The organism is Desulfobotulus sp. (assembly GCF_034006065.1).
Classification (GTDB): Bacteria; Desulfobacterota; Desulfobacteria; order Desulfobacterales; family ASO4-4; genus Desulfobotulus.
Genome location: NZ_JAVETM010000017.1, coordinates 39,095 through 64,847, shown reverse-complemented (window position 1 = coordinate 64,847; position 25,753 = coordinate 39,095). Strand labels below are relative to the sequence as shown.

General features: G+C 55.5%; 18 protein-coding genes. 14 read left to right on the top strand and 4 right to left on the bottom strand.

The genetic code is table 11. The features are described 5' to 3' along the window. Window positions 1-143 precede the first annotated feature (143 nt). Both carB and gdhA read left to right on the top strand, forming a co-directional pair. Window positions 144-3,344 (top strand): carbamoyl-phosphate synthase large subunit, encoded by a 3,201-nt coding sequence (gene carB, locus RBR60_RS08440; protein WP_320355680.1) that lies wholly within the window; start codon window positions 144-146, stop codon window positions 3,342-3,344. A gap of 369 nt (window positions 3,345-3,713) precedes the next feature. Next, window positions 3,714-5,060, top strand: coding sequence for an NADP-specific glutamate dehydrogenase (gene gdhA / locus RBR60_RS08435; protein ID WP_320355678.1), 1,347 nt, complete (start codon window positions 3,714-3,716; stop codon window positions 5,058-5,060). 98 nt (window positions 5,061-5,158) lie between these two features. On the opposite strand, the gene RBR60_RS08430 is transcribed toward gdhA, so the two are convergent. Continuing rightward, a complete protein-coding gene (locus RBR60_RS08430) occupies window positions 5,159-5,614 on the bottom strand; it encodes a hypothetical protein (protein WP_320355676.1) in 456 nt (151 codons plus the stop codon). Window positions 5,615-5,946: 332 nt separating this feature from the next. On the opposite strand from RBR60_RS08430, the gene glnD reads away from it, so the two are divergent. From glnD to glnA, 4 genes are all read left to right on the top strand, one after another. Further along, window positions 5,947-8,571, top strand: coding sequence for a [protein-PII] uridylyltransferase (glnD, locus tag RBR60_RS08425; RefSeq protein ID WP_320355675.1), 2,625 nt, complete (start codon window positions 5,947-5,949; stop codon window positions 8,569-8,571). Window positions 8,572-8,700: 129 nt separating this feature from the next. Further along, a complete protein-coding gene (locus RBR60_RS08420; protein WP_320355673.1) occupies window positions 8,701-9,915 on the top strand; it encodes an ammonium transporter in 1,215 nt (404 codons plus the stop codon). Window positions 9,916-10,007: 92 nt separating this feature from the next. Continuing rightward, on the top strand, window positions 10,008-10,346 hold the full coding sequence (locus RBR60_RS08415; protein WP_320355671.1) for a P-II family nitrogen regulator: 339 nt from the start codon (window positions 10,008-10,010) through the stop codon (window positions 10,344-10,346). Window positions 10,347-10,534: 188 nt separating this feature from the next. Next, window positions 10,535-11,947 carry a type I glutamate--ammonia ligase gene (glnA, locus tag RBR60_RS08410; protein ID WP_320355669.1) on the top strand — a complete coding sequence of 471 codons (1,413 nt, stop codon included), beginning with the start codon at window positions 10,535-10,537 and terminating at the stop codon, window positions 11,945-11,947. Between the two features lie 254 nt (window positions 11,948-12,201). Here the strand turns inward: glnA and RBR60_RS08405 are convergent, their stop codons facing one another. After that, a complete protein-coding gene (locus tag RBR60_RS08405; protein WP_320355667.1) occupies window positions 12,202-13,758 on the bottom strand; it encodes a sigma 54-interacting transcriptional regulator in 1,557 nt (518 codons plus the stop codon). Window positions 13,759-14,006: 248 nt separating this feature from the next. Between RBR60_RS08405 and RBR60_RS08400 the strand changes: the two genes are divergently transcribed. Next, entirely contained in the window at window positions 14,007-15,269 is a 1,263-nt protein-coding gene (locus RBR60_RS08400) for an OmpA family protein (protein WP_320355665.1), read from the top strand. Between the two features lie 136 nt (window positions 15,270-15,405). Here the strand turns inward: RBR60_RS08400 and RBR60_RS08395 are convergent, their stop codons facing one another. Next, a complete protein-coding gene (locus tag RBR60_RS08395; RefSeq protein WP_320355663.1) occupies window positions 15,406-15,951 on the bottom strand; it encodes a shikimate kinase in 546 nt (181 codons plus the stop codon). Between the two features lie 442 nt (window positions 15,952-16,393). Between RBR60_RS08395 and RBR60_RS08390 the strand changes: the two genes are divergently transcribed. The 3 genes from RBR60_RS08390 to RBR60_RS08380 are packed head-to-tail and all read left to right on the top strand — an operon-like array spanning window position 16,394 to window position 18,226. Then, a complete protein-coding gene (locus tag RBR60_RS08390; RefSeq protein ID WP_320355661.1) occupies window positions 16,394-16,921 on the top strand; it encodes a DUF4402 domain-containing protein in 528 nt (175 codons plus the stop codon). A gap of 4 nt (window positions 16,922-16,925) precedes the next feature. After that, a complete protein-coding gene (locus tag RBR60_RS08385; protein ID WP_320355659.1) occupies window positions 16,926-17,402 on the top strand; it encodes a DUF4402 domain-containing protein in 477 nt (158 codons plus the stop codon). 8 nt (window positions 17,403-17,410) lie between these two features. Continuing rightward, entirely contained in the window at window positions 17,411-18,226 is an 816-nt protein-coding gene (locus RBR60_RS08380) for a molecular chaperone (protein WP_320355657.1), read from the top strand. Window positions 18,227-18,308: 82 nt separating this feature from the next. On the opposite strand, the gene RBR60_RS08375 is transcribed toward RBR60_RS08380, so the two are convergent. Further along, window positions 18,309-22,292 carry an SPOR domain-containing protein gene (locus RBR60_RS08375; protein ID WP_320355656.1) on the bottom strand — a complete coding sequence of 1,328 codons (3,984 nt, stop codon included), beginning with the start codon at window positions 22,290-22,292 and terminating at the stop codon, window positions 18,309-18,311. 222 nt (window positions 22,293-22,514) lie between these two features. On the opposite strand from RBR60_RS08375, the gene RBR60_RS08370 reads away from it, so the two are divergent. Genes RBR60_RS08370 through RBR60_RS08355 form a run of 4 tightly spaced genes read left to right on the top strand, consistent with a single transcriptional unit; the run spans window position 22,515 to window position 25,733 of the window. Then, the gene (locus tag RBR60_RS08370) at window positions 22,515-23,294 is read left to right on the top strand and encodes a DUF3450 domain-containing protein (RefSeq protein WP_320355655.1); all 780 of its coding nucleotides are present in this window, start codon (window positions 22,515-22,517) and stop codon (window positions 23,292-23,294) included. Then, complete coding sequence (locus tag RBR60_RS08365; RefSeq protein ID WP_320355654.1) at window positions 23,291-24,730, top strand: MotA/TolQ/ExbB proton channel family protein; 1,440 nt, start codon at window positions 23,291-23,293, stop codon at window positions 24,728-24,730. The genes RBR60_RS08370 and RBR60_RS08365 overlap by 4 nt, the downstream gene beginning before the upstream one ends. Next, entirely contained in the window at window positions 24,727-25,323 is a 597-nt protein-coding gene (locus RBR60_RS08360) for a MotA/TolQ/ExbB proton channel family protein (RefSeq protein WP_320355652.1), read from the top strand. Before RBR60_RS08365 ends, RBR60_RS08360 begins: the two co-directional genes overlap by 4 nt. Beyond that, window positions 25,323-25,733, top strand: coding sequence for a biopolymer transporter ExbD (locus RBR60_RS08355; protein ID WP_320355650.1), 411 nt, complete (start codon window positions 25,323-25,325; stop codon window positions 25,731-25,733). The genes RBR60_RS08360 and RBR60_RS08355 overlap by 1 nt, the downstream gene beginning before the upstream one ends. The last annotated feature ends 20 nt before the right edge of the window (window positions 25,734-25,753 follow it).

Genomic DNA, 25,753 nt, shown 5'->3' with positions numbered 1-25,753 from the left:
GGTTCCGGCGTTTTTGTGTGCGCAATTTGTTTTTTTGCCCGAATCCGTTCAGGGAAGCGTTTGCGGATTTTTTGAAAGTCTGCCATATTGCGCCCGAAAAAATCGGCGCTTCTTCTCTTTTTCCCTTCCTAAGGAGGACACCCATGCCCAAAAGGGACGATATTCATAAGGTTCTCATCATCGGCTCCGGCCCCATCATCATCGGTCAGGCCTGTGAGTTTGACTATTCCGGCACCCAGGCCTGCAAGGCCCTCAGGGCTTTGGGATACAAAATTGTATTGGTCAACTCCAATCCCGCCACCATCATGACGGATCCCGGCATGGCGGATGCCACCTACATTGAGCCCCTCAACGTGGAAAGCCTTCGGGAGATCATCAAAAAAGAGCGGCCCGACGCCCTTCTGCCCAACCTCGGCGGCCAGACGGCCCTCAACCTCTCTTCGGATCTGGCTGAAGCGGGAATTCTCGCCCAGTACGGGGTGAAGGTCATTGGCGTGAACCTTGACGCCATCAAGCGGGGGGAAGATCGGGACACCTTTAAGAAAACCATGACCACCATCGGCATTGAAACCGCAAAAAGCGAGGTGGTCACCACCCTGGAAGAGGCCATGGCCACGGTGGAACGCATGGGGCTTCCCGTGGTGGTGCGGCCTGCCTACACCATGGGTGGAACGGGCGGCGGGTTTGCCTACAACATGGAAGAATTTGAAAACATTGTCAGCCGGGGACTGGCGGCCAGCCCCGTCCGTCAGGTGCTCATCGAAGAGTCTGTGCGGGGCTGGGAAGAGCTGGAGCTGGAAGTGGTACGGGATGCCAAGGGCCAGAAGATCACCGTCTGCTTCATTGAGAACGTGGATGCCATGGGCGTGCACACGGGGGATTCCTTCTGCACGGCTCCCATGCTCACCATTGAAAAGAGCCTTCAGGAAAGGCTCCAGGACTACGCCTACCGCATTGTGGATGCCATTGAGGTCATTGGCGGCACCAATGTGCAGTTTGCCCATGATCCGGAAACGGATCGGGTGGTGGTCATTGAGATCAACCCCCGCACCTCCAGATCTTCGGCTCTGGCATCCAAGGCCACGGGTTTTCCCATTGCCCTGGTTTCCGCCATGCTGGCCGCAGGCCTCACCCTGGACGAGATTCCTTACTGGCGGGACGGAACCCTGGATCGCTACACGCCTTCCGGTGACTATGTGGTGGTAAAATTTGCCCGCTGGGCCTTTGAGAAATTTACCGGCGTACACGATCGCCTCGGTACCCAGATGCGGGCCGTGGGTGAGGTGATGAGCATTGGAAAAAACTTCAAGGAAGCCATGCAGAAGGCCATCCGTTCCTTGGAGATCGGCCGCTACGGCCTCGGTTTTGCGAAAGACTTTCATGAAAAGAGCCTGGATGCCCTCATGGCCCTTCTGGTGGAGCCTTCCAGCGAACGGTACTTTATTCTCTATGAGGCCTTGCGCAAGGGGGCGGATCTGGAGGATCTGTACCGGGTCACCCATGTGAAGCGCTGGTTTCTGCAACAGATCAAAGAGCTTCTCGATCTCGAAGAAAAAATCCGTACGCATAAGGGCGGGCTTCTGCCCGATTCCCTTCTCCTCCAGGCCAAAAAGGACGGGTTTGCAGACAGGTATCTGGCAAAGCTTCTTGGTGTTCCGGAAGAAAAAATCCGGGAGCATCGCAGAAAACTGGGGCTGAAATCCGGATGGGAGGCTGTGCCCGTAAGCGGGGTTGAAAATGCGGCCTACTATTACTCCACCTATCACGCCACGGATACGGTACCCGTTTCTTCCCGTAAAAAGGTGATGGTACTGGGCGGCGGACCCAACCGCATCGGCCAGGGCATTGAGTTTGACTACTGCTGTGTGCATACGGCCTTTGCCCTGAAGGATGCGGGGTATGAAACCATTATGGTGAACTGCAACCCCGAGACCGTATCCACGGACTATGACACCTCGGACAAGCTCTACTTTGAACCCCTTACGGTGGAAGATGTCCTGTCCATCTATGAGAAGGAAGGCTGCGAGGGCGTTGTGGTGCAGTTCGGTGGCCAGACCCCCCTGAATATCGCAAGGGAGCTGGAGGCCGCAGGCGTACCCATCCTGGGAACCCCGCCTTCCACCATCGACATGGCCGAAGACCGGGCCCTTTTCAACGCCATGATGCAGCGCCTCGGCATTCCCCAGCCGGACTCCGGCATGGCGGCCACGGAAGAAGAAGCCATCGCCATTGCAGGGCGCATCGGCTATCCCCTCATGGTGCGGCCCTCCTATGTGCTGGGCGGACGGGCCATGGAAGTGGTGCATGATGAAAGCACCCTCAAGGAGTACCTGCAAAAGGCCGTGGATGTTTCTCCGGAGCGGCCCATTCTCATTGACCGTTTCCTTGAAAACGCCACGGAAGCAGAGGCGGATGCCATCTGTGACGGCCAGAATGCCTTTGTGCCTGCGGTGATGGAGCATATCGAAATGGCGGGCGTGCATTCCGGGGATTCCGCCTGCGTGATTCCCCCCGTTTCCATCCCTGAGCGCCATGTTAAGACCATCGAAGCCTATACCCGGAAGATCGCCGTGGAAATGGGTGTTGTGGGCCTCATGAACATCCAGTACGCCATTGCCGATGACAAGGTGTTCATTCTCGAAGCCAACCCCAGGGCCAGCCGCACCGTGCCTCTCGTTTCCAAGGTCTGCGCCATTCCCATGGCCCGCCTTGCCGTTCGGGCCATGCTGGGAGAAAAGATCGGGGAGATGGATCTGAAACCCGCAGTGTATTCCCATTTCGGGGTCAAGGAGGCGGTGTTTCCCTTTTCCATGTTCCCCGAGGTGGATCCCGTGCTGGGGCCGGAGATGCGCTCCACCGGCGAAGTGCTGGGCCTTGCCCATTCTCCGGGCCTTGCCTTTTTCAAGGCGGAAGAAGCGGCCAATGCCTCCCTGCCCCTGGAAGGGACAGTGCTCATCACCGTGGCGGAACAGGATAAAAAGGATGTTCTGGAGGCGGCTCGGCTCTTCCAGGCCTTAGGTTTCCGGATTCTTGCCACACGGGGCTCCCAGGCCTTTCTTACGGAAAACGACATTCCTGCGGAGCTGATCCTCAAGCTCCACGAAGGCCGTCCCCACATTGCCGATGCCATTAAAAACAATGAGATCCAGCTTCTGGTGAACACGCCATCCGGCAGGCAGAGCCAGTACGATGATTCCTATATCCGTAAAGCGGCCATCCGTTTCAAAGTGCCCTACATCACCACTCCGGCGGCGGCCCTGGCTGCGGCAAAGGGGATTGCCGCAAGAAGGGAAGGAAAAGAGGCGGTGCAGAGCCTTCAGGAATTTCATGCAGAAATGGGTTGACCCTTCCTTTTTTGGACTTTGTTTTTAAAAAAGACCGCTTGACGGGTCCTGCGTCCCTGGGACCCGAATCAGAAATACAGCGTTTCAGGCTGCCCGAGGTTCCCTGCAGAAGCTTCTTTCTGCGGGGAACTTTTTTTATGCCTTTTTTACCAGGCAGAAAAAAAGGGAGGCCAAAGGGATAAAGCATTGTTTTTTATTGAAATATCATTTCGTGCAAAGCAACAACAAAAAAAGTAATGCATAATTCTGTACAAAAAAATTCAAAAATGTTAGGTTCGCCCGCTGTTAAACATCGTTATTTACCATAAAACGGCGGGGAAGTTCCGGCAGGATGCTGCGGGACGGGATCTGCCCAAAAAGGAGATGGGAATGGGAAACGCCTATATTCAGGACGTGCTGAACCAGGTCAAAACCAGAAGCAGCCATGAGCCAGAGTTTCTTCAGGCCGTGCATGAAGTGCTTGAAAGCCTTGAGCCTGTTGTATCCGAGATGCCCGAGATCCAGGATTATTCCATCCTGGAGCGCATGGTGGAACCAGAAAGGGTCATCATTTTCCGGGTACCCTGGGTGAACGATGCGGGCAAGGTTTGTGTGAACCGGGGCTTCCGGGTTCAGTTCAACAGCGCCATCGGACCCTACAAGGGCGGGATACGCTTCCATTCTTCGGTAAATCTTTCAATTTTGAAATTTCTGGGCTTTGAGCAGGTCTTCAAAAACAGCCTGACCACCCTGCCCATGGGCGGCGGCAAAGGCGGTTCCGACTTCCATCCCCATGGCAAGAGCGAAGGCGAAATCATGCGTTTCTGCCAGAGCTTCATGACCGAACTCTACCGCCACATCGGCCCGGACACCGACGTTCCCGCAGGCGATATCGGCGTGGGCGGTCGCGAGGTGGGCTACATGTTCGGCCAGTACAAGCGCATTGTGAACCACTTCACCGGCGTTCTGACCGGCAAGGGCATTCCCTTTGGCGGCTCCCTCATCCGCCCCGAAGCCACGGGCTACGGATGTGTGTATTTTGCGGAAAACATGCTGGCCCAGAAGGGCGACGGCTTCAAAGGCAAAGTCTGCTCCATCTCCGGCTCCGGCAACGTGGCCCAGTACACGGCGGAAAAACTTCTGGAGCTGGGTGCCAAGCCCGTGACCTTCTCCGATTCCAACGGCTTCATCTACGATGCCGACGGCATTGATTCCGAAAAGCTGGCCTTTGTCATGGAACTGAAGAACGTGAAGCGGGGCCGCATTCAGGAATACCTCAAGAAATACCCCAAGGCCACCTTCACCCCCGGCGAGCGTCCCTGGAGTGTTCCCGTGGACTGCGCCTTCCCCTCCGCCACCCAGAACGAAATTTCCGGAGAAGAAGCTGCCATTCTGGTGAAAAACGGCTGCAAGGTGGTGGCCGAAGGGGCCAACATGCCCAGCACACCGGAAGCCGTGGACGTGTTCCTGGCCAACAAGGTGCTCTATGGCCCCGGCAAGGCGGCCAATGCCGGTGGTGTTGCCACCTCCGGTCTGGAAATGACCCAGAACTCCATGCGTCTTTCCTGGAGCCGTGAGGAAGTGGATGCCAAGCTCAAGGGCATCATGAAGAGCATCCATGACAATGCCTGGGATGCGGCCAAGCAGTTCGGCGATGAAGGCAACTATGTGAAGGGCGCCAACATCGCAGGCTTCATCAAAGTAGCCAAAGCCATGATTGCCCAGGGTGTGATCTGATCCGAAAAACGGATATAAAACGCCTGCATGAAATCAAAAGGGCGGTTTTCCCTCTTGCGGGAAGACCGCCCTTTTCTGCAAGGTGACGAATTTGTACCTCAGACCAGCTGAACCGTTTCCGTTTCAATCTCAAAGGGAACATAATGGCCACGCACGGCCAGGGTACCCACCTTTACCGACTGCTCGGTATGAAAATCAAAGTCCTGAAGTTTTGCGTAAAACTCCTCAAACACCGAGGGCTCGGCGTCCAGATACAACCCCCAGCTCTCGTCCAGCCCATAATAATGTCCGAAATGCTGGGTCATGAGAAAGAGACAGGCTGCGGAAAGATACCGGCAGCGGGTTTCTCTGTAGAGTTCCGGATAAAATTTGCTGACATGGATCTCATGGGAAAAGGCGTTCAGGGAAAGGGTCAGCTCCTTTGAAATTTCTTCGCCGTCCTCACGCCGTTTCAGGGCGTAGTGCATGCAGCAGTCTTCTGCGTGGCAGACAAGACAGAAACGCTTCAGGAGACGCGGAATCTGGGTTTGCATGAAAGGGGAAAGGGGTTCCATGGAATACCTCGGCCTTGGGTTTTCGGGAAAGCGGCGGATAAAACAGGCGGGCCCTCCTGCCGGGTCTGGACGTTTTATGCCTTTTTGGGGCTTGCCTTATACCCCGAATCATGAGAGGTCAAGCGGGTCCTTCAGGTTTTTTAAGGGCTTGGTTTTTCAAAATACAAAAATGTCACTCCCTGCGCCCTGCGTTCTTACATTTTTGAATTCTTTCCCCAGAAGATTCCGCAACCCATGTTTTTGACTATCCATACAATTTCAATACATTATGCCTTCAAATATCCTGTGGCACATGCTTTGCTATTAGCTTATGCCAGAAAGGCGATGCGACCATGACAAAGACCGAGTCCCCCAAAAATTCTTCCGCAGTCCGGGTGTTACAGGAAAAGCGCAAGGCGCTGATCCGGGAATACCTGGAGGGTCAGGCCGATGATTTCCTCGTCCGCCACGCCGCCCTCATTGACGCCTATTTCTGGGAGAGTTTCACCCGCAGTGATGTGGGACCCCGCATGGGCATTGACCGCAACCCCTACGCCATCATTGCCCTGGGCGGATACGGCCGCATGGAGCAGTGCATCCATTCCGATGTGGATATTCTCTTTCTCTTTGAAAACGAGGTGCCCGAGGCCGCCGAAGCCCTCATCCAGGAGGTGGTCTACCCCCTCTGGGACATCGGCCTTGAAGTGGGACACGCCACCCGCTCCATTGATGAATGCCTGCACCTTGCCTCCCAGGATCTGGAAGTGCTCACGGCCATTCTGGACGCCCGCTTCATCTGCGGCATGTCGCCCCTGTTCATGGCGCTCATGGAAAGGCTGCGGGCCCGCTTTGTGGCCTCCCACCCCAAAAAGATCATGGGATGGCTGGTGGAGGGCAACCGCAAACGCCATGAGCAGTTCGGGGATTCCACCCATCTGCTGGAGCCCAACCTCAAGCTGGGGCAGGGGGGATTAAGGGATTACCACACCATGCTCTGGCTGGGCCGGGTAAAATTTCATCTGAAAGAACCCAGAGACCTCGAATACAACGGCTACCTTTCCTGGGAAGAATTCCATCACCTGAAAAACGCCCTGGCCTTTATCTGGAAGGTGCGCAACCACCTGCACCACATCACGGGCAGAAAGTGCGATCAGCTTTACTTTGAGCATCAGATGCGTCTTGCCGAAACCCTGGGCTTTGCCGCAGAGGACGGAATGACCGCGGTGGAACGCTTCCTCGGTGCCCTTCACATGGAAATGGACTTCATCAAGCAGCATCTGCTCATGCTCTTGGATGAGGTGGGGCACGAACAGAAGCTGGGGCTCAAGCGCAGGTACCACAAAAATACAAAAATCCCCGGACTCCTTGTACATAAAGGCATGTTGGGTTTTGATGATATCAAGACCGTTCTGAAAACACCGGAGCTGCTTGTGGCCATCTTCCAGGAAAGCGGAGCCAAACGCCTGCCCCTTTCCGCAGAGGCCAAACGCATTGTCCGGGAGATGGGCTACCTTCTGGATGCCTCCCTCCGGGCCCGCAGGGATGTGGTGAAAATGTTTGAAAAAATCATGGCCACCCCTCCCTTTGATTACCATCCTCTGAACGAGATGCAGGCCACAGGCCTTCTCACCCGGCTGATCCCGGAGTTTGCCTCCATCATCAGCCGCATCCAGTACAACAAGTACCATCTGTATCCCGTGGCCAAGCACTCCTTACGCACCGTGCAGACCACAGCGGGTTTCGCCTTAAACCCTGACCAGATTTCCCTCACCCATGGAGCCCTCTACCACGAGACTTTCCTTGAGATCAAAAACAAGCGTCTTCTGCTCTGGGGATCTCTCCTCCATGACATCGGCAAAGGTGTAGTCAGCAACGACCACAGCAGCGCCGGAGCCGAACGAACCCGGGAGATTCTCGGCCGCCTGGGTCTGCGCTCGGACTATGTGGATACGGTGGTCTTTCTTGTTCAGGAACATCTTTTCCTCATCAAGGCCGCCACACGCCGGGACATCAATGACGAAGAAACCGTCATCGCCTGCGCCATGAAGATCCGGGATCCGGAACGCCTGCGCATGCTCTTTCTCCTCACGGTGGCGGATTCCGTGTCCACAGGCCCCAAGGCCTGGAACGAGTGGACGGCCAGCCTTCTCACCAGTCTTTATTTCAAAATTTTAAAAATGCTGGAAAAGGGCGAGTTGTCCGACGAGAAAGCCGTGGACCGCATTGAGGAAAAACAGCGCCGCATTCTGGAAGAAGCCGCAGAGACCGAGCGGGAAACCATGAAAAATCTGATCATGGGCATGCCCCCCGCCTACCTGCTGGAGCTTTCCGTGACGGACATCCGTACCCACCTGCGCCTGGGAATGCAAAGGGGTGAAACCCCCTTTGCCTGGCACATTGAGCGTTGCCCGGACGCCAATCTCCGCAGGGTACTCATCCATGCCGAAGACAAGCCCGGATTTTTTTCCAGAGCTGCAGGGGCCTTCACCCTGAACCGCATTGATATCCTCGATGCCCGCATCTACGGCTGGAAGGACGGGTCTGCCGCCAATCTTTTTATCCTCAAGCCCCCGCCGGATCAGATGTTTGAGGAGGAGGTCTGGGAAAAAACCAGAAAAGACCTTGCAGACCTTCTCAGCGGCAGGATTGAGATCGGCTCCATCGCGGCTAGCCCGCCGGTGATCCGCTCCAGAAAAGGGCTTCCCGTGGAGCCGCCCGTAATCCGCATCGACAACGAGAGTTCCAGCTTCTACACCATCGTGGAAGTGCACACCTACGATTTTCCGGGACTGTTGTTCCGGCTGACCAGCGCGCTTTTCCGGTGCAGACTGGATGTGAAAAGCGCCAAGATCGCCACCAAGGTGGATCAGGTGGTGGATGTGTTCTACGTCCGGGATTTTGACGGAGAAAAGATGGATTCACCGGAGCAGGAAGCCCTGATCCGGCAGACGGTGCGCAACGTTCTGCCCGATGCATGAGCCAGGTTTCAGAATCCATCCGGATACGATAACCCCGTAAAAAAGGAGAAAAAAGATGGGCTGTTCGACCCCGGCCAGAAAAAACAGCTTACCCCTTTTCCTTTTTTCCGAAATCAAAAGGAGAGTCTGATGGATACCGGAGATACTGCTTTCATGCTCATTGCAGCCGCCCTTGTCATGTTCATGACCCCAGGCCTTGCCCTTTTCTACGGCGGTCTGGTGCGTTCACGCAATGTGCTGTCCACCATTTTGCAAAGCTTCATCTGTCTTGGACTGGTCTCCCTCATCTGGGTGACCTACGGCTACACCCTGGCCTTTGGCACGGATGTGGGCGGCTTTATCGGCAACCTGGAATTTCTTTTCCTGAAAGGCGTGGATGCGGGTGCAGGCCCTTACTCGGATACCATTCCCCACATTCTCTTCTGTGCCTTTCAGCTGATGTTCGCCGTCATCACAGCGGCGCTGATCACCGGTGCCTTTGCCGAACGCATCCGTTTTTCCGCCTTTCTTGTCTTCACCTTCTTCTGGACCACCTTCATCTACCTGCCCGTATGCCACTGGGTATGGGGAGGCGGCTGGATCGGCGAACATGGCACCCTGGACTTTGCAGGCGGTACCGTCATCCACATCAACTCCGCCGTGGCGGCCCTGGCGGCGGCCATTGTCATCAAACCCCGTAAAAACTGGGGCAAGGAAGCCATGCAGCCCCACAACGTCTCCATGACCGTGATGGGGGCAGGTATTCTCTGGCTGGGCTGGTTCGGCTTCAATGCGGGCAGCGCCCTGGCCGCAGACGGCATTGCTGCCAATGCCTTCATGACCACCCAGATTGCCGCAGGTGCTGCCGCCTTCTCCTGGCTCATCTATGAATGGAAGAGCCATGGCAAGCCCACGGCTCTAGGCGCAGCCTCCGGCGCTGTGGCCGGTCTTGTGGCCATCACCCCGGCTGCGGGCTTTGTCAGCCCCATGTCCGCCCTTATCATCGGACTTGTGGCAGGTGTACTCTGCTGCGTGGCCATCCGCATGAAAGTCCGTTTCGGGTACGATGATGCCCTGGATGTGGTGGCCATCCACGGTGTGGGAGGACTCTGGGGCGCTCTGGCCACGGGACTTTTCGCCTCTCTCGCCATCAACCCCGGTGGGGCCAATGGCCTCTTTTACGGAAACCCGGCGCAGCTGGGCATTCAGCTCATCGACGCCCTTGCAGTGATTGCGTTTTCTCTGGTAGGTTCGCTGATTATCCTGAAGCTGATTGACCGCTTCATCGGCCTGCGCGTCAGCCCGGAAGAGGAACTCCAGGGGTTGGATCTCTCCCAGCACAGCGAGGTCGGGTACACCCTCTGATTCTCAAGGCCTTGCCTGCGGTATCCCCCCAGGGCAAGGTCAGCCAGAAAAAACGCATGCCCATAAAAATGTCTGAAGAAAGGAGCTCGTCCATGAAAAAGATTGAGGCCATCATCAAACCCTTCAAGCTCGATGATGTGAAGGAAGCCCTGAATGAAATCGGGATCCAGGGCATGACCATCTCCGAAGTCAAGGGCTACGGGCGGCAGAAAGGCCACAAGGAGATCTACCGGGGAGCGGAATATGTGGTGGATTTCATTCCCAAGGTGAAAATCGAAATCGTTCTGCCCGCAGAAAGGGCGGAAGAGGTGGTGGAGGTCATCCGCAAGGCGGCCGTGACGGACAAAATCGGTGATGGCAAGATCTTTGTCATGCCCGTGGAAACCGTGGTGCGGGTGCGCACCGGAGAAACCGGAGCGGACGCCATCTGAAAACATCCGGTTTTACAGATGGATGACTCAAGGATGCCCGAAGTCCTGGGGCAGAAAAGCAACAGCGTAAAAAAAAGCAGGTTTGTCAGGTTGTTCTGGCAGGAATCAGAGAAACACAGGCGGAAAAAAAAATTCTGGTTTTCCCGCCTATCCGACCCTAAGAAAAGAAATTGATAAGGAGAGGTATCATGACCCCGAAAGAAGTTCTGGCCTTTGCCAAGGAAAATAATGTGAAAATGGTGGATGTCCGCTTCATGGATTTCCCCGGCACCTGGCAGCACTGCTCCTATCCCCTGAGCGAGCTGGATGAGTCCACCTTTGAAAACGGCTTTGGCTTTGACGGCTCTTCCATCCGTGGCTGGCAGGGTATTGAATCTTCCGACATGCTGGTGATTCCCGATGCCAAAACAGCCAAGATCGATCCCTTTTTCAAGCACACAACCCTGGTGCTCATCGGCAACATCGCAGACCCCATCACCAAGGAACCCTACAGCCGGGATCCCCGTCACATCGCGGCCAAGGCGGAAGCCTACCTGAAATCCACGGGTATCGGCGATGTCTGCTTCATGGGACCGGAACCCGAGTTCTTTGTGTTTGACGATATCCGCTATGAATCCACCCAGCAGTCCTCCTTCTACCGCATTGACTCCAAGTCTGCCACCTGGAACACGGGTCGGGATGAAGGCCCCAACCTGGGTTATAAGCCCCGCTCCAAGGAAGGCTATTTCCCCCTGCCTCCCCTGGATAAACTCCAGGACCTGCGCTCTGAAATGCTTCTGACCCTCCAGAATGTGGGCATTGAGATGGAGTGCCATCACCATGAAGTGGCCACAGGCGGTCAGTGCGAAATCGACATGCGCTTCAAACCCCTTCTGGAAATGGGCGATCAGCTGGCCTGGTTCAAGTATGTGCTCAAAAATGTGGCCTACAGAAACGGTCACACCGTAACCTTCATGCCCAAACCCCTTTTCGGGGACAACGGCTCGGGCATGCACATCCACACCTCCATCTGGAAGGAAGGCAAGCCTCTTTTTGCAGGAAACCGCTATGCAGGCCTTTCCCAGGAAGGGCTCTGGGCCATCGGTGGCATTATGAAGCATGCCCGCGCCCTCTGCGCCATCACCAACCCCACCACCAACTCCTACAAACGTCTGGTGCCGGGTTTTGAAGCGCCCATCAACATCGCCTATTCCGGCAGAAACCGCTCCGCCGCCATCCGCATTCCCATTGGCAATGATTCACCCAAGGCCAAGCGTGTTGAGTTCCGTACACCGGATCCCTCCTGCAACGGATACATGGCCTTCTCCGCCCTGCTCATGGCCATGATCGACGGCATCCAGAACAAAATGGATCCGGGCGATCCCATGGACAAGAACATCTACGATCTGCCGCCCGAAGAGCTGGCCAACATCCCCAACGCACCCGGCGACCTGGAAGATGCCCTCAATGCGCTCAAGGCGGATCATGCCTTCCTCCTCAAGGGAGATGTCTTTACCGAAGACGTGATCTCCAAGTGGATCGCCTACAAGATGGAAAAGGAAGTCACGGAAGTACGGCGCAGACCTCACCCCCATGAGTTCCACCTGTACTACGACATCTAATCAGGATATTTCAGAATCCCACCGGATTCATCCATAAAGAAAGGGAATCGGAGGTCTTCACCTCTGGTTCCCTTCTTTTCTTTGTTTGCTGGAAAGTAACTATTCAGCAGAGCCCTCCTGACTTTGACAGCCTTTTAAAATCACCAGAAAAAGCCCATGGGCAAGGCACCTTTTATTGCTTTCTTCCCTCACTCCTGGCCCCTCTCCCGGAGAGAGAGGGGAAAATTTGTTGAATAGTTACGCTGCAAAAAAACTTACCGGTATTCCCGGTAATCAATGTCATAGGCCTTGGCCTTATATGAAAACTTGCGCACTGTGGTTTTGAGCAGGGTGGCAGCCTGGGTGACATTGCCCCTTGTGTTTTTCAGAGCGTCAATGAGCATGTCCTTTTCCAGCTTGGCCACAGCCTCCTCCAGAGAATGAAGGGGAAGGCTGTCCGTCTCAAGGCCTGTCTGCAGGGTAGGGGGCAGATGGTAGGTGTGAATCACCCCTTCCTCACAGAGGAGAACGGCCCGCTCAATGCAGTTTTCCAGCTCCCGGACATTGCCCGGCCAGTGATACCCCATCATCATGTCAATGGCAGGTGTGGAAAAACGCTTGATGTCCTTCTCATTTTCCTTGGCGTATTTTTCCAGAAAATGATCGGCAAGGAGCAGAATATCCGTTTTACGCTCCCGCAAAGGCGGCATGTAAATGGGAAAGACATTGAGGCGGTAATAGAGATCCCCTCGGAAACTGCCGTCTTCCACAGCCTTTTCCAGGTTCTTGTTCGTGGCGGTCACCACCCGCACATCCACCTTGATGGTCTTGTGCCCGCCCACCCGGTCAAACTCCCTTTCCTGCAACACCCGCAATAGCCGGACCTGCACATCCGGAGACACAGAGCCCATTTCATCAAGAAAAATGGTGCCTTTGTGGGCCAGTTCAAATTTGCCCTTCTTCTGGCTGATGGCACCGGTGAAAGCCCCCCGTTCATGGCCGAAAAGCTCGCTTTCAATGAGATTTTCCGGCAGGGCCGCGCAATTGACCTTCACAAAGGGCTGGTTGGCCCGGTTGGAATTGTAATGGATGGAATTGGCCACAAGCTCCTTACCCGTACCCGACTCCCCACGGATCAGCACCGTGGCGTTGCTCCTCGAAACCTGGGAAATCATCTGATAGACTTCCCGCATTTTGTTGGAATTGCCCACAATGTTGGTGAATCGGTATTTTTTTTCAAGTTCTTCCTGAAGCCTGCGGTTTTCCGCCTTCAGCCTTTCTTTTTCCATCTGGATACGCTCAAGATTGCTCACATGACGGGCGATCATGGTGGCAATGACGGAAAGAAGCTGCATCCCCCTCTGGAGATTGAACTCCGGCTGATAGGGCCTGTCCGTACTTAAGGCACCCATCACATGGTCCCCCTCCTTGATGGGAACACAGATGAATGAAAAATCCTCGTCCGGTCTGCGCACGGAAGTCCGGTTGAGAAAGGAGGGATCCTGGGAAATTCTTTCAATGGCAATGGGTTTTGCATCTTTGATGACAGATCCTGTAACCCCTTCGCCAAGCTTGTAGATTCCCTTGGCCATGGCCCCCTTACTCAGGCCATGGGCCACTTCAATGCGGATTTCACCGGTCACGGGGTTCAGGAGGGTGATGGTTCCCCGGAGCATGTTGCCGTGGTTGGCCAGGATGTCCATGACCGTATAAAGGGATTTTTTAAGATCCATATGTTCGCCAAGGGCTTTGGAGATCTCATAGAGAAGGGTGACCTCTTCAATATTGGCGGTGAGGGGATGAACTCTGACGGTTTCTGAGACGCTGGACATGAAAGCTCCTTGGAAAAAAGTTCTGAGGCTTCAGCTTTTAAACAAGGAAAGGGTTAAAATCAACAAATTTGTATGGCCTTTTCTGAAAAAATGCTTTTTTGGTCTGAAGACCCCCCATCCCTGACCCTGCATGGAATGTTCTGATTTCCCGCCATCACGCTTGCCAAGGAAGCAAACTGAGAGTAAGGTATAGCCTCGTGGCTCTGAAATCTTCCCTTTCACGGACCCTTTTTTCCTAAGGAGGCGTTATGCATCAAAATCATCTTCTGAAACCCATTGTCCTGCTTGGCCTTGCGGTTGGGCTTCTGGGATTTTCCCAGGCAGGGGCCTTTGAAAAGGAGGTCGTAGTGACTCCCATGGTGGGCGTACACGAATTCCACGATGATCAGGACCTTGATACGGGCTTAAGCTTAGGCGCGGGCCTTGGGTATCGTTTTGCTCCCCGCTGGATGGGGGAACTCATGGTTCATGGGGTCACAACAGAAGAAAAAAAGACCAAGGTTGATACCAAGGGCCTGCACATTTCCGCCAATGCCCTGCGCATTTTCAGACCAGACACGGGATTCCGCCCCTATGGAGCCGCAGGCCTTGGAATGCTCACCCGGGATCCCGAAGGAAAAAGCAGTGACAAGGATTTTGCCGTAAACGCTGGCGCAGGCTTTTTTGTGGACATTGTAAAGGATCTGGCCTTTCGTATGGATGGCCGCTTCATCCTGCCGCCCGACGGCATGGACTGGAACCTTGCCGCCCACGCAGGTCTGGCATGGACCTTTGGTCGGACCCAGGCGGTTGAGCCTGTGAAGCTGACCCCGCCCCTTGTCCTGGATTCCGACGGGGACGGCGTTCCCGATACCCAGGATCGCTGCCCGGATACTCCGGCAGGCGTGGTTGTGGACGCCAGAGGCTGCCCCCTGGACAGTGACGGCGATGGGGTTCCCGACTATCTCGACCACTGCCCCGGCACACCCGCAGGCGTGGCTGTGGACGCCAAAGGCTGCCCTCTGGACAGCGACGGTGACGGGGTTCCCGATTACCAGGATGCCTGCCCGGATACCCCCGCAGGCGTGGTTGTGGATGAACAGGGATGCCCCGTTGACAGCGATGGTGACGGTGTTCCCGATTATCTTGATGAATGCTCCAATACCCCCGCAGGCGCCCGTGTGAATGAGCGGGGATGCTGGGAAATACAAGGTCTTATTTTCACAACCTCCAGTACCACCATCCAGTCCCACCAGTACGATATTCTGGAAGAAGTCGCCGAGGTGCTGGCCCTGAACCCCGGTATCCGCGTTGAAATCGCAGGCCATACGGACAGCCGCGGTGCCCACGCCTACAACCTTCGTCTTTCCGAAGCCAGGGCCAAGGCCGTACGGGATCACCTTGTGGCCGAAGGCATCGGGGCAGAACGTCTCAGCGTGAAGGGCTATGGACCGGACAAGCCCATTGCGGATAATGATACGGATGCAGGCCGCGCACGAAACCGCCGTGTGGAACTTACCGTCCTGCCCTGAAAACAAAACCCATTTCCTGTCCTGATACAGATCCCCGCCTCCTTTAAAGGAAGCGGGGATCTGCATTTTCAGGCAGGGTACAACCAGCCCTACCGCCTTGGGATGCAGGAGAAAAGGAAGAGACGCTTTTTCCACATTAGCGACATTTTTCTGACACTCGCAGGGAGGATGGTAAAAGAGAATTTAGTTGCTCAAGACAGGCTTCCGGAGAAAGGCCATCACAGACCAGCGTCCCATGGGCCCAGGCTTCATAAAGAGGGATACGCTCTGCAAATAGGGCGGCAAGATCCTGACCCGGTCTGCGCACAACCCCCCGCTCATCGAGATTTCCCAGGCGCTGCAAAAGATTTTCCAGGGAAAGGGAGAGATAAAGGATAAATCCCGTTCTGGCCAGAGACTCCATAGCTCTCTGGCTGTATACCACGCTCCCCCCCGTGGCGATGACGGTGCGGGAAACCAAAAGTCCTTCCACATACCGGGCTTCCAGCTCCCGGAAGGCATCCAGCCCTTTTTGCCGAATGATTTCATGCAATCGCAAGCCTTCCCTGGACTGAATCACAAGGTCCGTATCCATGAAATCCATGCCAAGGATTTTAGCAACCAGCACGCCCAGGGTGCTCTTGCCTGCTCCGGGCATACCGATGAGGATGAGATTGGCATCGGAAGGCAGGGTTTTTTCCATGGGTCACTCCTCCAGGACTTCTTTCATGAACCATTAAAACAAGCACAGGGCTTTCCCTGGGACCAGAGGGTCGTTTTTTCTGGAAAAGGGGAAGCTTTTTCCCCTGCGTCCAAAAAGTCCCCCCTTCAACGGATGAAAACAAGCTTTGGAAGAAGCTGTTTTTTACATTTTTAAATCCATAAGATACCCATAAAAAACCTGGATCAAAAAAAGAAAAACATCCCAATCAGAAGATATCTTTTACATCTGGAACGGATTTTGCTTTTTTGGGACCTGCAAAAGCTAAAGTCCCATGGCAGGAATCCGATACCGTAGAAGGAAGGGCATGTAAGGTTTTCACCGTAACAGCAAGACAAGTTTTCTCTGCATGCTGCCAGCGCACCCATCAGACGCAGATGCTGCGGCGCAACTTGTTTCATTGTATCCTGAAAAAGGAGGTTCCATGAAAAAAAAATTTGCAGTTTGTCTGACAGCACTGATGGCTTGTGCATTGTTTGGGGCAGAGCACACCAAGGCCGCTTCTGTGAACATGACAGCCGAAGCCACCATTGAGTCGGCGGTTCTCAGCGGCAGCCAGGACCAGTCCTTAAACTTTGGGACCATTGTGGCAGCGGGAAGTGCGGCAACGGTTACCATTGACGCCTCCGGAGGCGGGGGCGTTCTTCCCGCAGTCACCGCAGGAACCGCATCGGTCAGCGGGGGCCATAACGGGCGTATCAATGTAACCACAACCCTGGATGCAAACATCAATATCACCTACCCAGGATCCATTCTGATTACCATAACTGGGGGGGGAGCTCAAACCATGACCATCAACAACATTGCCGCCAACTCCACGGCCTCTCCCATGGCCATCACCACGGCGGGACCGAACAAAATTTTTGTGGGAGGCGCCTTACAGGTAGGGGCAGGCCAGGTGGTGGGAACCTACAGAAACACCTTGGTCCCCATCACCTTCATCTATGAGTAAAACCATGCTCGCCCAGGTTTTTCTCCGAACTTTTGCCGCAGGATTGCTGGGCTGTTTTTTCTGGGCTTCAGCCTCTGCTGCGGATTTTGCCCTGGTTCAGGATATCTCCTTTGGCCATATCATCGCCAGCCCCTATGCCGACGCCATTGCCATGGACGCCAGCATGGGCCCCGCAGTACCCCGGAATACCGGCAGCGGATGGAGTCAGGTGTCGGGAGGAAGAAGTGGTCGCATCCGCTACAGACCCGACACCCTGGGGCAGCAGGTACAGCTCCTTTTTCCTGCAAAGCTGGACCTGAATAATGGATCCGGGGGCACGCTCCCCATAACTTCCATGAACACCCATTCCACCCAGATGCTTGTGGCTCTGGACATGACGGATCATTTTCTTCATATTGGGGGGGTTCTCCATGTACTCCCCGGCGCCTCCGGAACCTATAGCGGGACCATGACCATCTCCATTACGGTTTTAAACCCTTGAGAGGTTTTATGCTGCGATCTGCCCTTTGCATCTCCTGCCTGTTTTTTTTCCTTGCTTTTCCCATCGCCCTTGCTGCTGCGGAAAAAGGCGTTGTTCTTTCTCCCTTGCGCATGGTTATTGAAGGAAGGGATCGTTCTGCCACGCTGCGTATCATCAACCCCAACGACCGGCCGGTAACCTACCGCATTGATGCGGAGGTTCTGGATCAGGATGTATATGGCAACCTGAAAATCTCAGAAAATAAAGAGCGTACCGAAGCCATCCTTCAGATGATCCGGTTTTCTCCCCGGCAGGTGCTTCTGGAGCCAGGGGCCATGCAGGCTGTACGCATCATGGTGAAAAAACCCGCAAAACTGGCGGATGGAGAATACCGGGCCCACATCAAGGTTTCCCCCATGCCCGCTCCGGAAGCCCCGGACAAAACGGAGCCCACAGAATCCTCGGGAGAAACCCGGATTGATCTCCGTTTTCTTGTGGCCACATCCATCCCTCTCATCATTCGTCATGGGGAAACCGCTGTCCGCCTGGAAGCCCAGGGACTGGAAGCCCAGACATTTTCTGATGGCAAAAAAGCCTTCAAAACCCGCATCTTTGCCAAAGGCAACCGTTCCGCATACATGGATGCCGCCCTTTTCCATGGCACTTCCCTGGTGGGAGAAATGAAAGGATTTGCCGTATATCAGCCCTTGGGCGAAAGGGAAGTGATGATCCCCCTGAAAGGGGAGTTTCCTCCTGTCGGCAACCCCCTCCGCCTGCTCTTATATGACAGGGAAAAGGAAGGAACTCCTCTCATCCGGGAAATTCCCCTCACGCTTGAACCTTAAAAAAAAGAGGGCAATGAAAGGTCTGAAGTCAACCTTTCATTGTCCTCTTTTCTTCATATCCGCCCTCCCTTCTTCCCAAGCCCTATTCCAGGACCCTGGCATACCCTCCCTCTGCAGCCACCGCATCACGGAAACGTTCAGCCCCTTCCTTTTCCTTAAAATTCTGCACCAGCACCCGGTAGCCCGTGCTGTCCTTTGAGATTGCCATGGCAAGCTCTTCTCCCAGCAGGGAGCGGAAACGCTGCTCCAGGTGACGAATGCCTGCTTCTGCGTCCCTGCCCTTTGCAAAGCTTGCAAGATGCACGGAAATTTCCCCCTCCACAGCAGCGGGAAAAACCCGACCGTATCCTGTTTTTTTCGCCATCTGAGCGGCTATTCTCTCCGCATCCTCCCTGTTTTCAAAATCTCCGAGAATGACACGGTACCAGCGCCCCTTTTCCCCCAAATCCACAGGCTGGATACGGGCCTCTTCAAGAGACGCCAGCTCAGGCATCTGCCTTCTGGCCCATGCAATGCCCAGGAGGGCCCTTTCACGGCTCTGATAAGAACCCGCATGCACACCCAACCCGCCCTTTCTCCCGGACCCGGAAACTGGTGAGGCGGTCTTCGCCTCAAAAAGAACCCTTTCTTCCACGACAACATCTTCATTTTCCATCATTCCTCGGCCAGGAAGATCCTCTGAGATCCATGATTCAGGCCCTCGGAGCAGGGAAGAAGGAGGGGCTTTAGTGGCTTCAAAAAGTATCTCTGTTTCGGTAAGCAAGTCCCTTTGCGCTTCTGGGTCTTTCTGGGAGACGTCGGAAAACCACTTGCCCCGCTGGTACAGTAGAACTTCGTTTTCTTCAAAAACAGGTCTGACGGATCTGCGATTCTCCCCTTGCGCAGGCTCTGTCCACTTTCCTTCATTAAAAAGTACCCATTCCTCAGGCTCTTGCGTGCGCGTCAGCACAAAATCCCGACCACTTTCAATGCTGCCGGAAGCGTCTACACGTACAGGCTGATCCCTGCGGATCTCTCTGCCATCTTCTCCCCGAAGCACAGCCTCGACCCTGTACTCCCCGGGGGGAACCCGTTCAAAAAGGTAAAAGCCATCATATTCCGAAAGAACCCGGTCCACAATTTCGCCCTTATCATTTTTCAAAAACACCTCTGCCTGGCGCAGGGGAAGGGACTCGCCTGCGGCATTTTCGCCGTAAAGGACCCCATCAATTTCTCCCGTACGGATAACAGGAAAAGCAAAGGGTCTGACCTCGCCGGGTTTGGGCGTGATGGCCTCACCGGAATTCAGGGGAAAGAGGGCTGGATCTTCAAGACTTTCCTCATCAATCAGAATATCTGTTTTTTTGTGCGGGGAAAGGAGCAGAAGAGCAATGCCATCCTGATCCGTTACAGCGGAGACACCAGCCTGTGGAGCCCGAACCCGAACCCCCGCAAGGCCCTTACCTTCCTGCCCCCCCTTGGTATCCGAAGCTTCAGACACCCGGACAGCGGCATGGCCCTGGTGGCTGGCATTGAGGGGAAGGGGCCGCATCCCCCCTTTGTGGGGATCTGGGCCAAGGGCCATGTTCATACTTAAAGAAGCACTCCAGTCGCCACCATCATCCACTGAAATTTTGGGACTGATGCTCATGCTCTCCCGCCGCCAGTTGAGCTGGGCATCCAGACTGGTGCGGCTTTCATCCGTAAAAGCCTTCTGCAGATTACCCTGAATTTCCAGGTTATTACCAATATTTTTTGAGGCGGTGAGGCCTGCCTGGGTCAGCCCCTGTTCCTGGCCGTCCAGGCGATAATTTCCATGGCCCCGCAGGTACAGATCCTGAAAACGGGTGGACGCATTGAGGCTTCCCTGCAAGGTGTCCGGATTGGAATTCCCGCTGTTCTGGATATGGGTGAGGCCATGGGTCCAGTATACAGGCCCGGTACGCAGGCTGTTCAGAAGGTGCAACCTCGACTCGTAGCCATGATCCCGGTCCGTGTAGCGTCCTGACAACGTATAAGGTACACGAAAACCCTTTTCCGTACCCAAAGCACCAAAAAGGGAAAGTTCCGTTACGCTGCGAACGGGATTGGCCACACGGTGCCCCTCCAGCCTGTCCTGAAACTCCTGGCTGGCCCGGATACGGGTATCGCCAAGGCCGGTCTGACCGGACAAACGCAGAGCGCTTCCCCCTTCCAGACCCTGAATCCCATCCAGGCGCAGGGAGGCTCCGGGAAGGGCGGTTTCCAGGCCCCCGTGGATCCGGGTGCGGCGATCATCCATCCGGGTATCCGTTGCAAAACCACCGGAAAGCGTGACCCTCTCTCCCAACCCATATTCCATAACCCCTACGGCCCTGACCTTCCCCTTATCCGGAATCCCATCCTCATCCTCGGCATAGGTAATGGTATCCTGCCGGGTCAGACTGGCCGCATAACCGAACTCTCCTTTGGGCAACATGGCGCTGCCCACATCCATGCGACGAGTTTCTTCCCGTTTCTGGCCTTCGGGTCCGTAAAACACCAGCCTGAAATCGTTACTCCCGTAGTAAAGGTCCACCTCATCAAAAAGATAGCGCCCATCTTCTCCCACGGTACGCGCATCCATGAGCGTGTGACCTCTGTACAGTTCCACCTCCCATCCGGGAGCCAGGTTGCCTTCAAACCGGGTGCTGTCAAAATCTCGCTCCTGAAAGAGGGATCGGTTTTCAAGAAGTACCCCCTGCTCATTGCCGGATCGGCCGAGAATGGGCAGGGAAGGAGAAGCCACATCCCCAAGGGCAAAGCGCGTTGCAGCCAAGGGGCCTGAGCCCCTGGTATCGGTTTTTTCAAACCGAGTCTCCAGGCGGCGCAGGGTATGGCCCTCATTCCCTCTTGCAAAAAAATGCAGAGAGCCATCGGCAAGGTTTCCTGCGCCGGAAAGGGTATAACCCGCCTGTGAAGGAATATTCTCCTGACTGTTATGGGATGCGGACAGGGAAAGGTCCATGGCGGGCAGGGAGGTCGAAGCCGGAGGCGTTTTTTCTTCCATCACCGAAGGCCCCATGCCACTGCGTTGTGAAAGAAAACGTCCCCAGTGCTGCCGCCGCTCCATGCGCTCCTGAAAGGGGAGTTTTTCCCTTGGACTCAGGGTCACAGCCATCTCTGCATAATCAAAATCAAAATCCACGGGCAACCAATCCTTAAGGATCCGGGCATCCACATGGATATCTTCCCCATCCGTCACAAGGGCGGTTTCGGAGAAGGCGATGGGTTGTCCATCCATACGGAGATTTCTCTGGTTCACATCCAGGTAGAAGGCCTTGCCCTGAACCCTTCCTTCGGCATACCCCTGGGATGCATCCACACGAATGGGAATCTCCAGAAGGGAAGCCATGCCTCCCAGAGGGAGAAAAACCTGATCCCGGCTTCCATAGGCTCCCAGGCCTGAAGCCAGAATGTAACGATCCCAGTTCACATGCAGGACAAGGGCTTCGGGTTTTTCAGAAACAGGGGAAGAAAGGCTGGAAATCAGGGGACTTAGGCCCGGAGACAGGGGCCTTGTATTGGGCTTTTGGGTATCTGAAGACAACCCCGGAAGAAAGGCCCCCCTGGCTTCAGCCTTTTCCGATGGAAAAGCAGCCCCCCTGCCTTCCCCAGAGGATCCGAGTCCTCCTTGTTGTTCGTGGGAAAGAGCGTTGAAAGGAGACGCATTGGATTTCAGCGGTGGAGGTAGAGCATCCACCCCGCGATCAAAGGCCTGCGGCTGCCCTGGCCGCCATCCCGAAGCCAGAAGTGCACTCTGATCCCACAGATGAATCCCATCCTTTGAAAGCCTTGCGGTGAGTGCGTCAAAATGCTCCCAGCTTACGGGCCTTCCTTCCCTGGCCTTCTGCATCAGGCTGTTGCGTTCCAGGATCTGCGCCGCAAGGGTTCTGGCGCGTTCGTCATTTTGTTGGCGGATCTGCTGCCAGCGCTGCCATTGGCCCGTATTCTTCAAAAGCGCATCCACCGCTGCCAGGGCATAGCTTTCCTGCTTTCCATTGGGAGAAGATCCTTCTCCGCTCTGGATCTGGGAAAACCTTGTGCTGGGGGAAAGGGCGGATACCATGGCAACAGTTCCTGACAGGGATCAAAGACACAAAAAAACCCGGATAGGGGGCAATCATGGAAAATGCAATAAGGGTGCCGGAAAAGACTTCTTTTCGCAGTCTTTTGTCATGACTAAAAAATATAGCCCTTGCTATTTTTTCCTTGACCTTAAAAAAAAGCATGTCTATAAGTCGGGCAAAAACCCATTGGCACCAAAATATTTTTAGAAAAGACATATAAAATGCGTAGAAAATACAAAATTCCGATCTTCCTGATTCTTGGCCTGCTGTCGTTTTCCTCCCATGATCCAGCCAGGGCGGATACCCCCCCCGGTCTTATCCGGGAAACCCTGACAGAACACGAAAAAGCCATGGCTGCCGAAGGCCAGGCCCAGAAAACCCGGGAATCCTGGGCTGAGGAAAGGGGGCGCCTCCTTTCACGGCTGGAAGCTCTGGAACGGGAGCATCAGGATCTGGAAAGGCAGAAGAACCGCCAGCTCCGCGCCCGGAACCATCTGTCTGGCGAGGTAACTGAAATCAGACGGGAACTGGCGGAAGCCCAGCGTCTGGAAAAGGACCTTGATGGCAGGCTGGAGAGCCTGGTGCAGCGCCTTGAAGGAGCTGTGGCTTTTGATCTGCCTTTTCTGAAAGAAGAGCGCAGTCAGCGGCTTTCCATGCTTAAAGGACTCCTTGTGGACCCCGATGCCCCGCCTGCGGAGCGCCTGAGGCGGGTGCTGGAAGCCCTGCGCATTGAGGCGGATTACGGATTCACCACGGAAGTGAGGCGGGAAATTCTTCAGACAGATCAGGGCGAGGTGACAGCCCAGGTGCTGCGGGTGGGCCGTCTTGCCCTTTTCTACAGAACCGAGGATGGCCGGACGGGCCAGTATGATCCGGCCGAAGGCCGCTGGATCCGTCTCGAACAAAGCTGGGAAGGGCCCATGGCCCGGACGCTGGATGTGGCGACCCGCAGACGGGCGCCGGAACTGGTGGTCTTGCCCCTGGGAAGGATAGCGCCATGAAAAAAGGAACTCTTCTGGGAGGGATGGTCCTCCTTGCCGTTTTGCTGCTGACGCCCTGTCTTGCTTCTGCAACGGACATGCGGGAAGCTTCCCGCAGGGCCAGAGAAAGCAGGCTGGCTGCGGAAGCCGCAGCCCAGGCTGCGCGGGAGGCTGTTCTTTCTGACCGGGGAAAACTCCTTGGCCGCATTGCGGAGCTGGAAAGGAGCCGGAATCAGCTTCAGGCAGAAACCAGGGCTCTGGATACGGAAATCAGCGGTCTTGAAAAAGAAAAAATCAGCCTTGGCAGGGAGCGGGATCTCAGCCTTTTGGCCATGAAGGCCGTGTCCGGAACCCTGCGCACCGCAGCGCGGGAGCTGGACGGCATGCTCACGGAATCTCCCCTTACGGCAAAAAATCCGGAAAAACTGGCCCCTGTACGGGAGATCCTCAATCCCGGACGTTTTGCGGGTATTGATGATCTCGATCTCCTTGCCAAAGGATTTCTAGGGGAGATGGCGGATACCGGGGCTGTTCGTCTGGAAAAGGGCGAGGTTTTCGGGCCGGGCGGAAGTCTTGTTACAGCAGAAATCCTTACTCTCGGCCCCTTTACCGCAGCCTTCCGCACGGAAAAGGGGGAAGTGGGCTTTTTGCGCTACCTTCCGGAAAACGGAAAATTCCAGATGCTGGGCCGGGAACCTTCCCGCTCCGTACAGAAAAACCTTGAAAGCTACATGCAGGGCTTAAGTCCCTCCCTTTCCATGGACATTTCCGGAGGTGCGGCCCTTCAGCAGGTGCTTCACCGCACCACCCTGAAAAGCCAGATTGAAAGCGGTGGTTTTCTGGTCTGGCCCATTCTCCTCATCGGTCTTGTGGCCCTTCTCATCACCTGTGAGCGCATCTGGTTTCTTAACCGGGTGCACACCAACGCGGACAAGGTCATGGGCCGGGTGAACGCCCTGGCTGCGGAAAAACAGTGGGAAGCCTGCGAAAATACGGTCCGGCCCGGTGTGGGCAAGCCCGTCTTCAACATCCTCATGGCCGGTCTTTCCGGAAGAAAGGAAGACCGTCAGACCCTGGAAAGCATTCTTCAGGAGGCCATCCTGCGGGAGCTTCCCCGGCTGGAACGTTTTCTTCCCATGCTCAACGTCATGGCGGGTGTGGCTCCCCTCATCGGCCTTCTGGGAACGGTGACGGGCATGATTGCCACCTTCCATACCATCACCCTCTTTGGCACGGGGGACCCCCGGATGATGTCCGGCGGGATTTCCGAAGCCCTGGCCACCACCATGTTCGGTCTGGCTGTGGCCATTCCCATTACCCTCATTCACACCTTCCTTACCCGCCGGGTGGAACACATTGTGGGGGATATGGAGGAAAAGGCCGTGGCGCTCTGCAACATCCTCACCCGGGAGCACAGCAGCTTTCCTGCCTGCTGCAAGGGAAGGCTTGCCGGATGACGGGGGGCATGCAGGAGATTTTAAGTCATCTGGCCGCAGGCGGCGGCATTCTCTGGCCCCTGGCCCTGCTCTGCCTCGTCATGTGGGTGAGGATTTTCGAGCGTATCTTTTTTTTCCGCAGCCTTCTTAAAAAAGACCTGCTTCCGGAAACCGCTGTGCGCATGGCCCTTGGGACCACAGAGCCCCTGCCCCAGGGAGAGGGCCTTTCCCTGAGGCTTGTGCGGGATTTCCGGGAGCGTCGCTGCGGTCACTGCGTGCTGGATCGCAGTATCCTGAAAGAGTGCGGGCTCCGCATCCGGAAAGACCTGAACCGGGGCATCCCCCTCATCCAGGCCCTGGCGGGCGTTGCGCCCCTTTTCGGGCTTCTCGGCACGGTAACGGGCATGATTGCCACCTTTGATGTCATGGCCCTGTCCGGAACCGGGGATGCGCGGGGCATGGCCGCAGGGATTTCCGAAGCCCTTGTCACCACCCAGTGCGGGCTCATGGTAGCCATACCCGGCATTCTCATGGCCGTTTATCTCAGCCGTCAGGCCAAAAGGGCCACCCACAGACTGGATCAGCTTTACGCCACCCTGGAAAGGCAGCTTTGATGATCAACGTAAGACAGAGCATGAAGACGAGAAATCAGGGCAGCGAACTCAACATCGCGCCCCTCATCGACCTCATCTTCCTCCTTCTGATTTTTTTCATCGTTACCACCAGCTTTGTGAAGGAGACAGGCATTTCCGTGGACCGGCCCACGGCCAGCACCGGCGACCTCAAGGACAAGGGCAGCATTCTTGTGGGCGTGGATGCCGCAGGCCAGATTTTCATGGACAAGGAACCCATTGATATCCGGAGCGTACGGGCCAGGGTGGAAAGGGCGCTGGCGGAGATGCCCGAAGCCTCGGTGGTGATTGTCGCGGACAGGAAAACAGACACGGGCATTGTGGTGGAAATTCTCGACTACTGCCGTCTCGCCCGTGCAAAGGATGTGAGCATTGCCACCAAAAGTCCCTGAAACAATAAAGCCACTAAAGG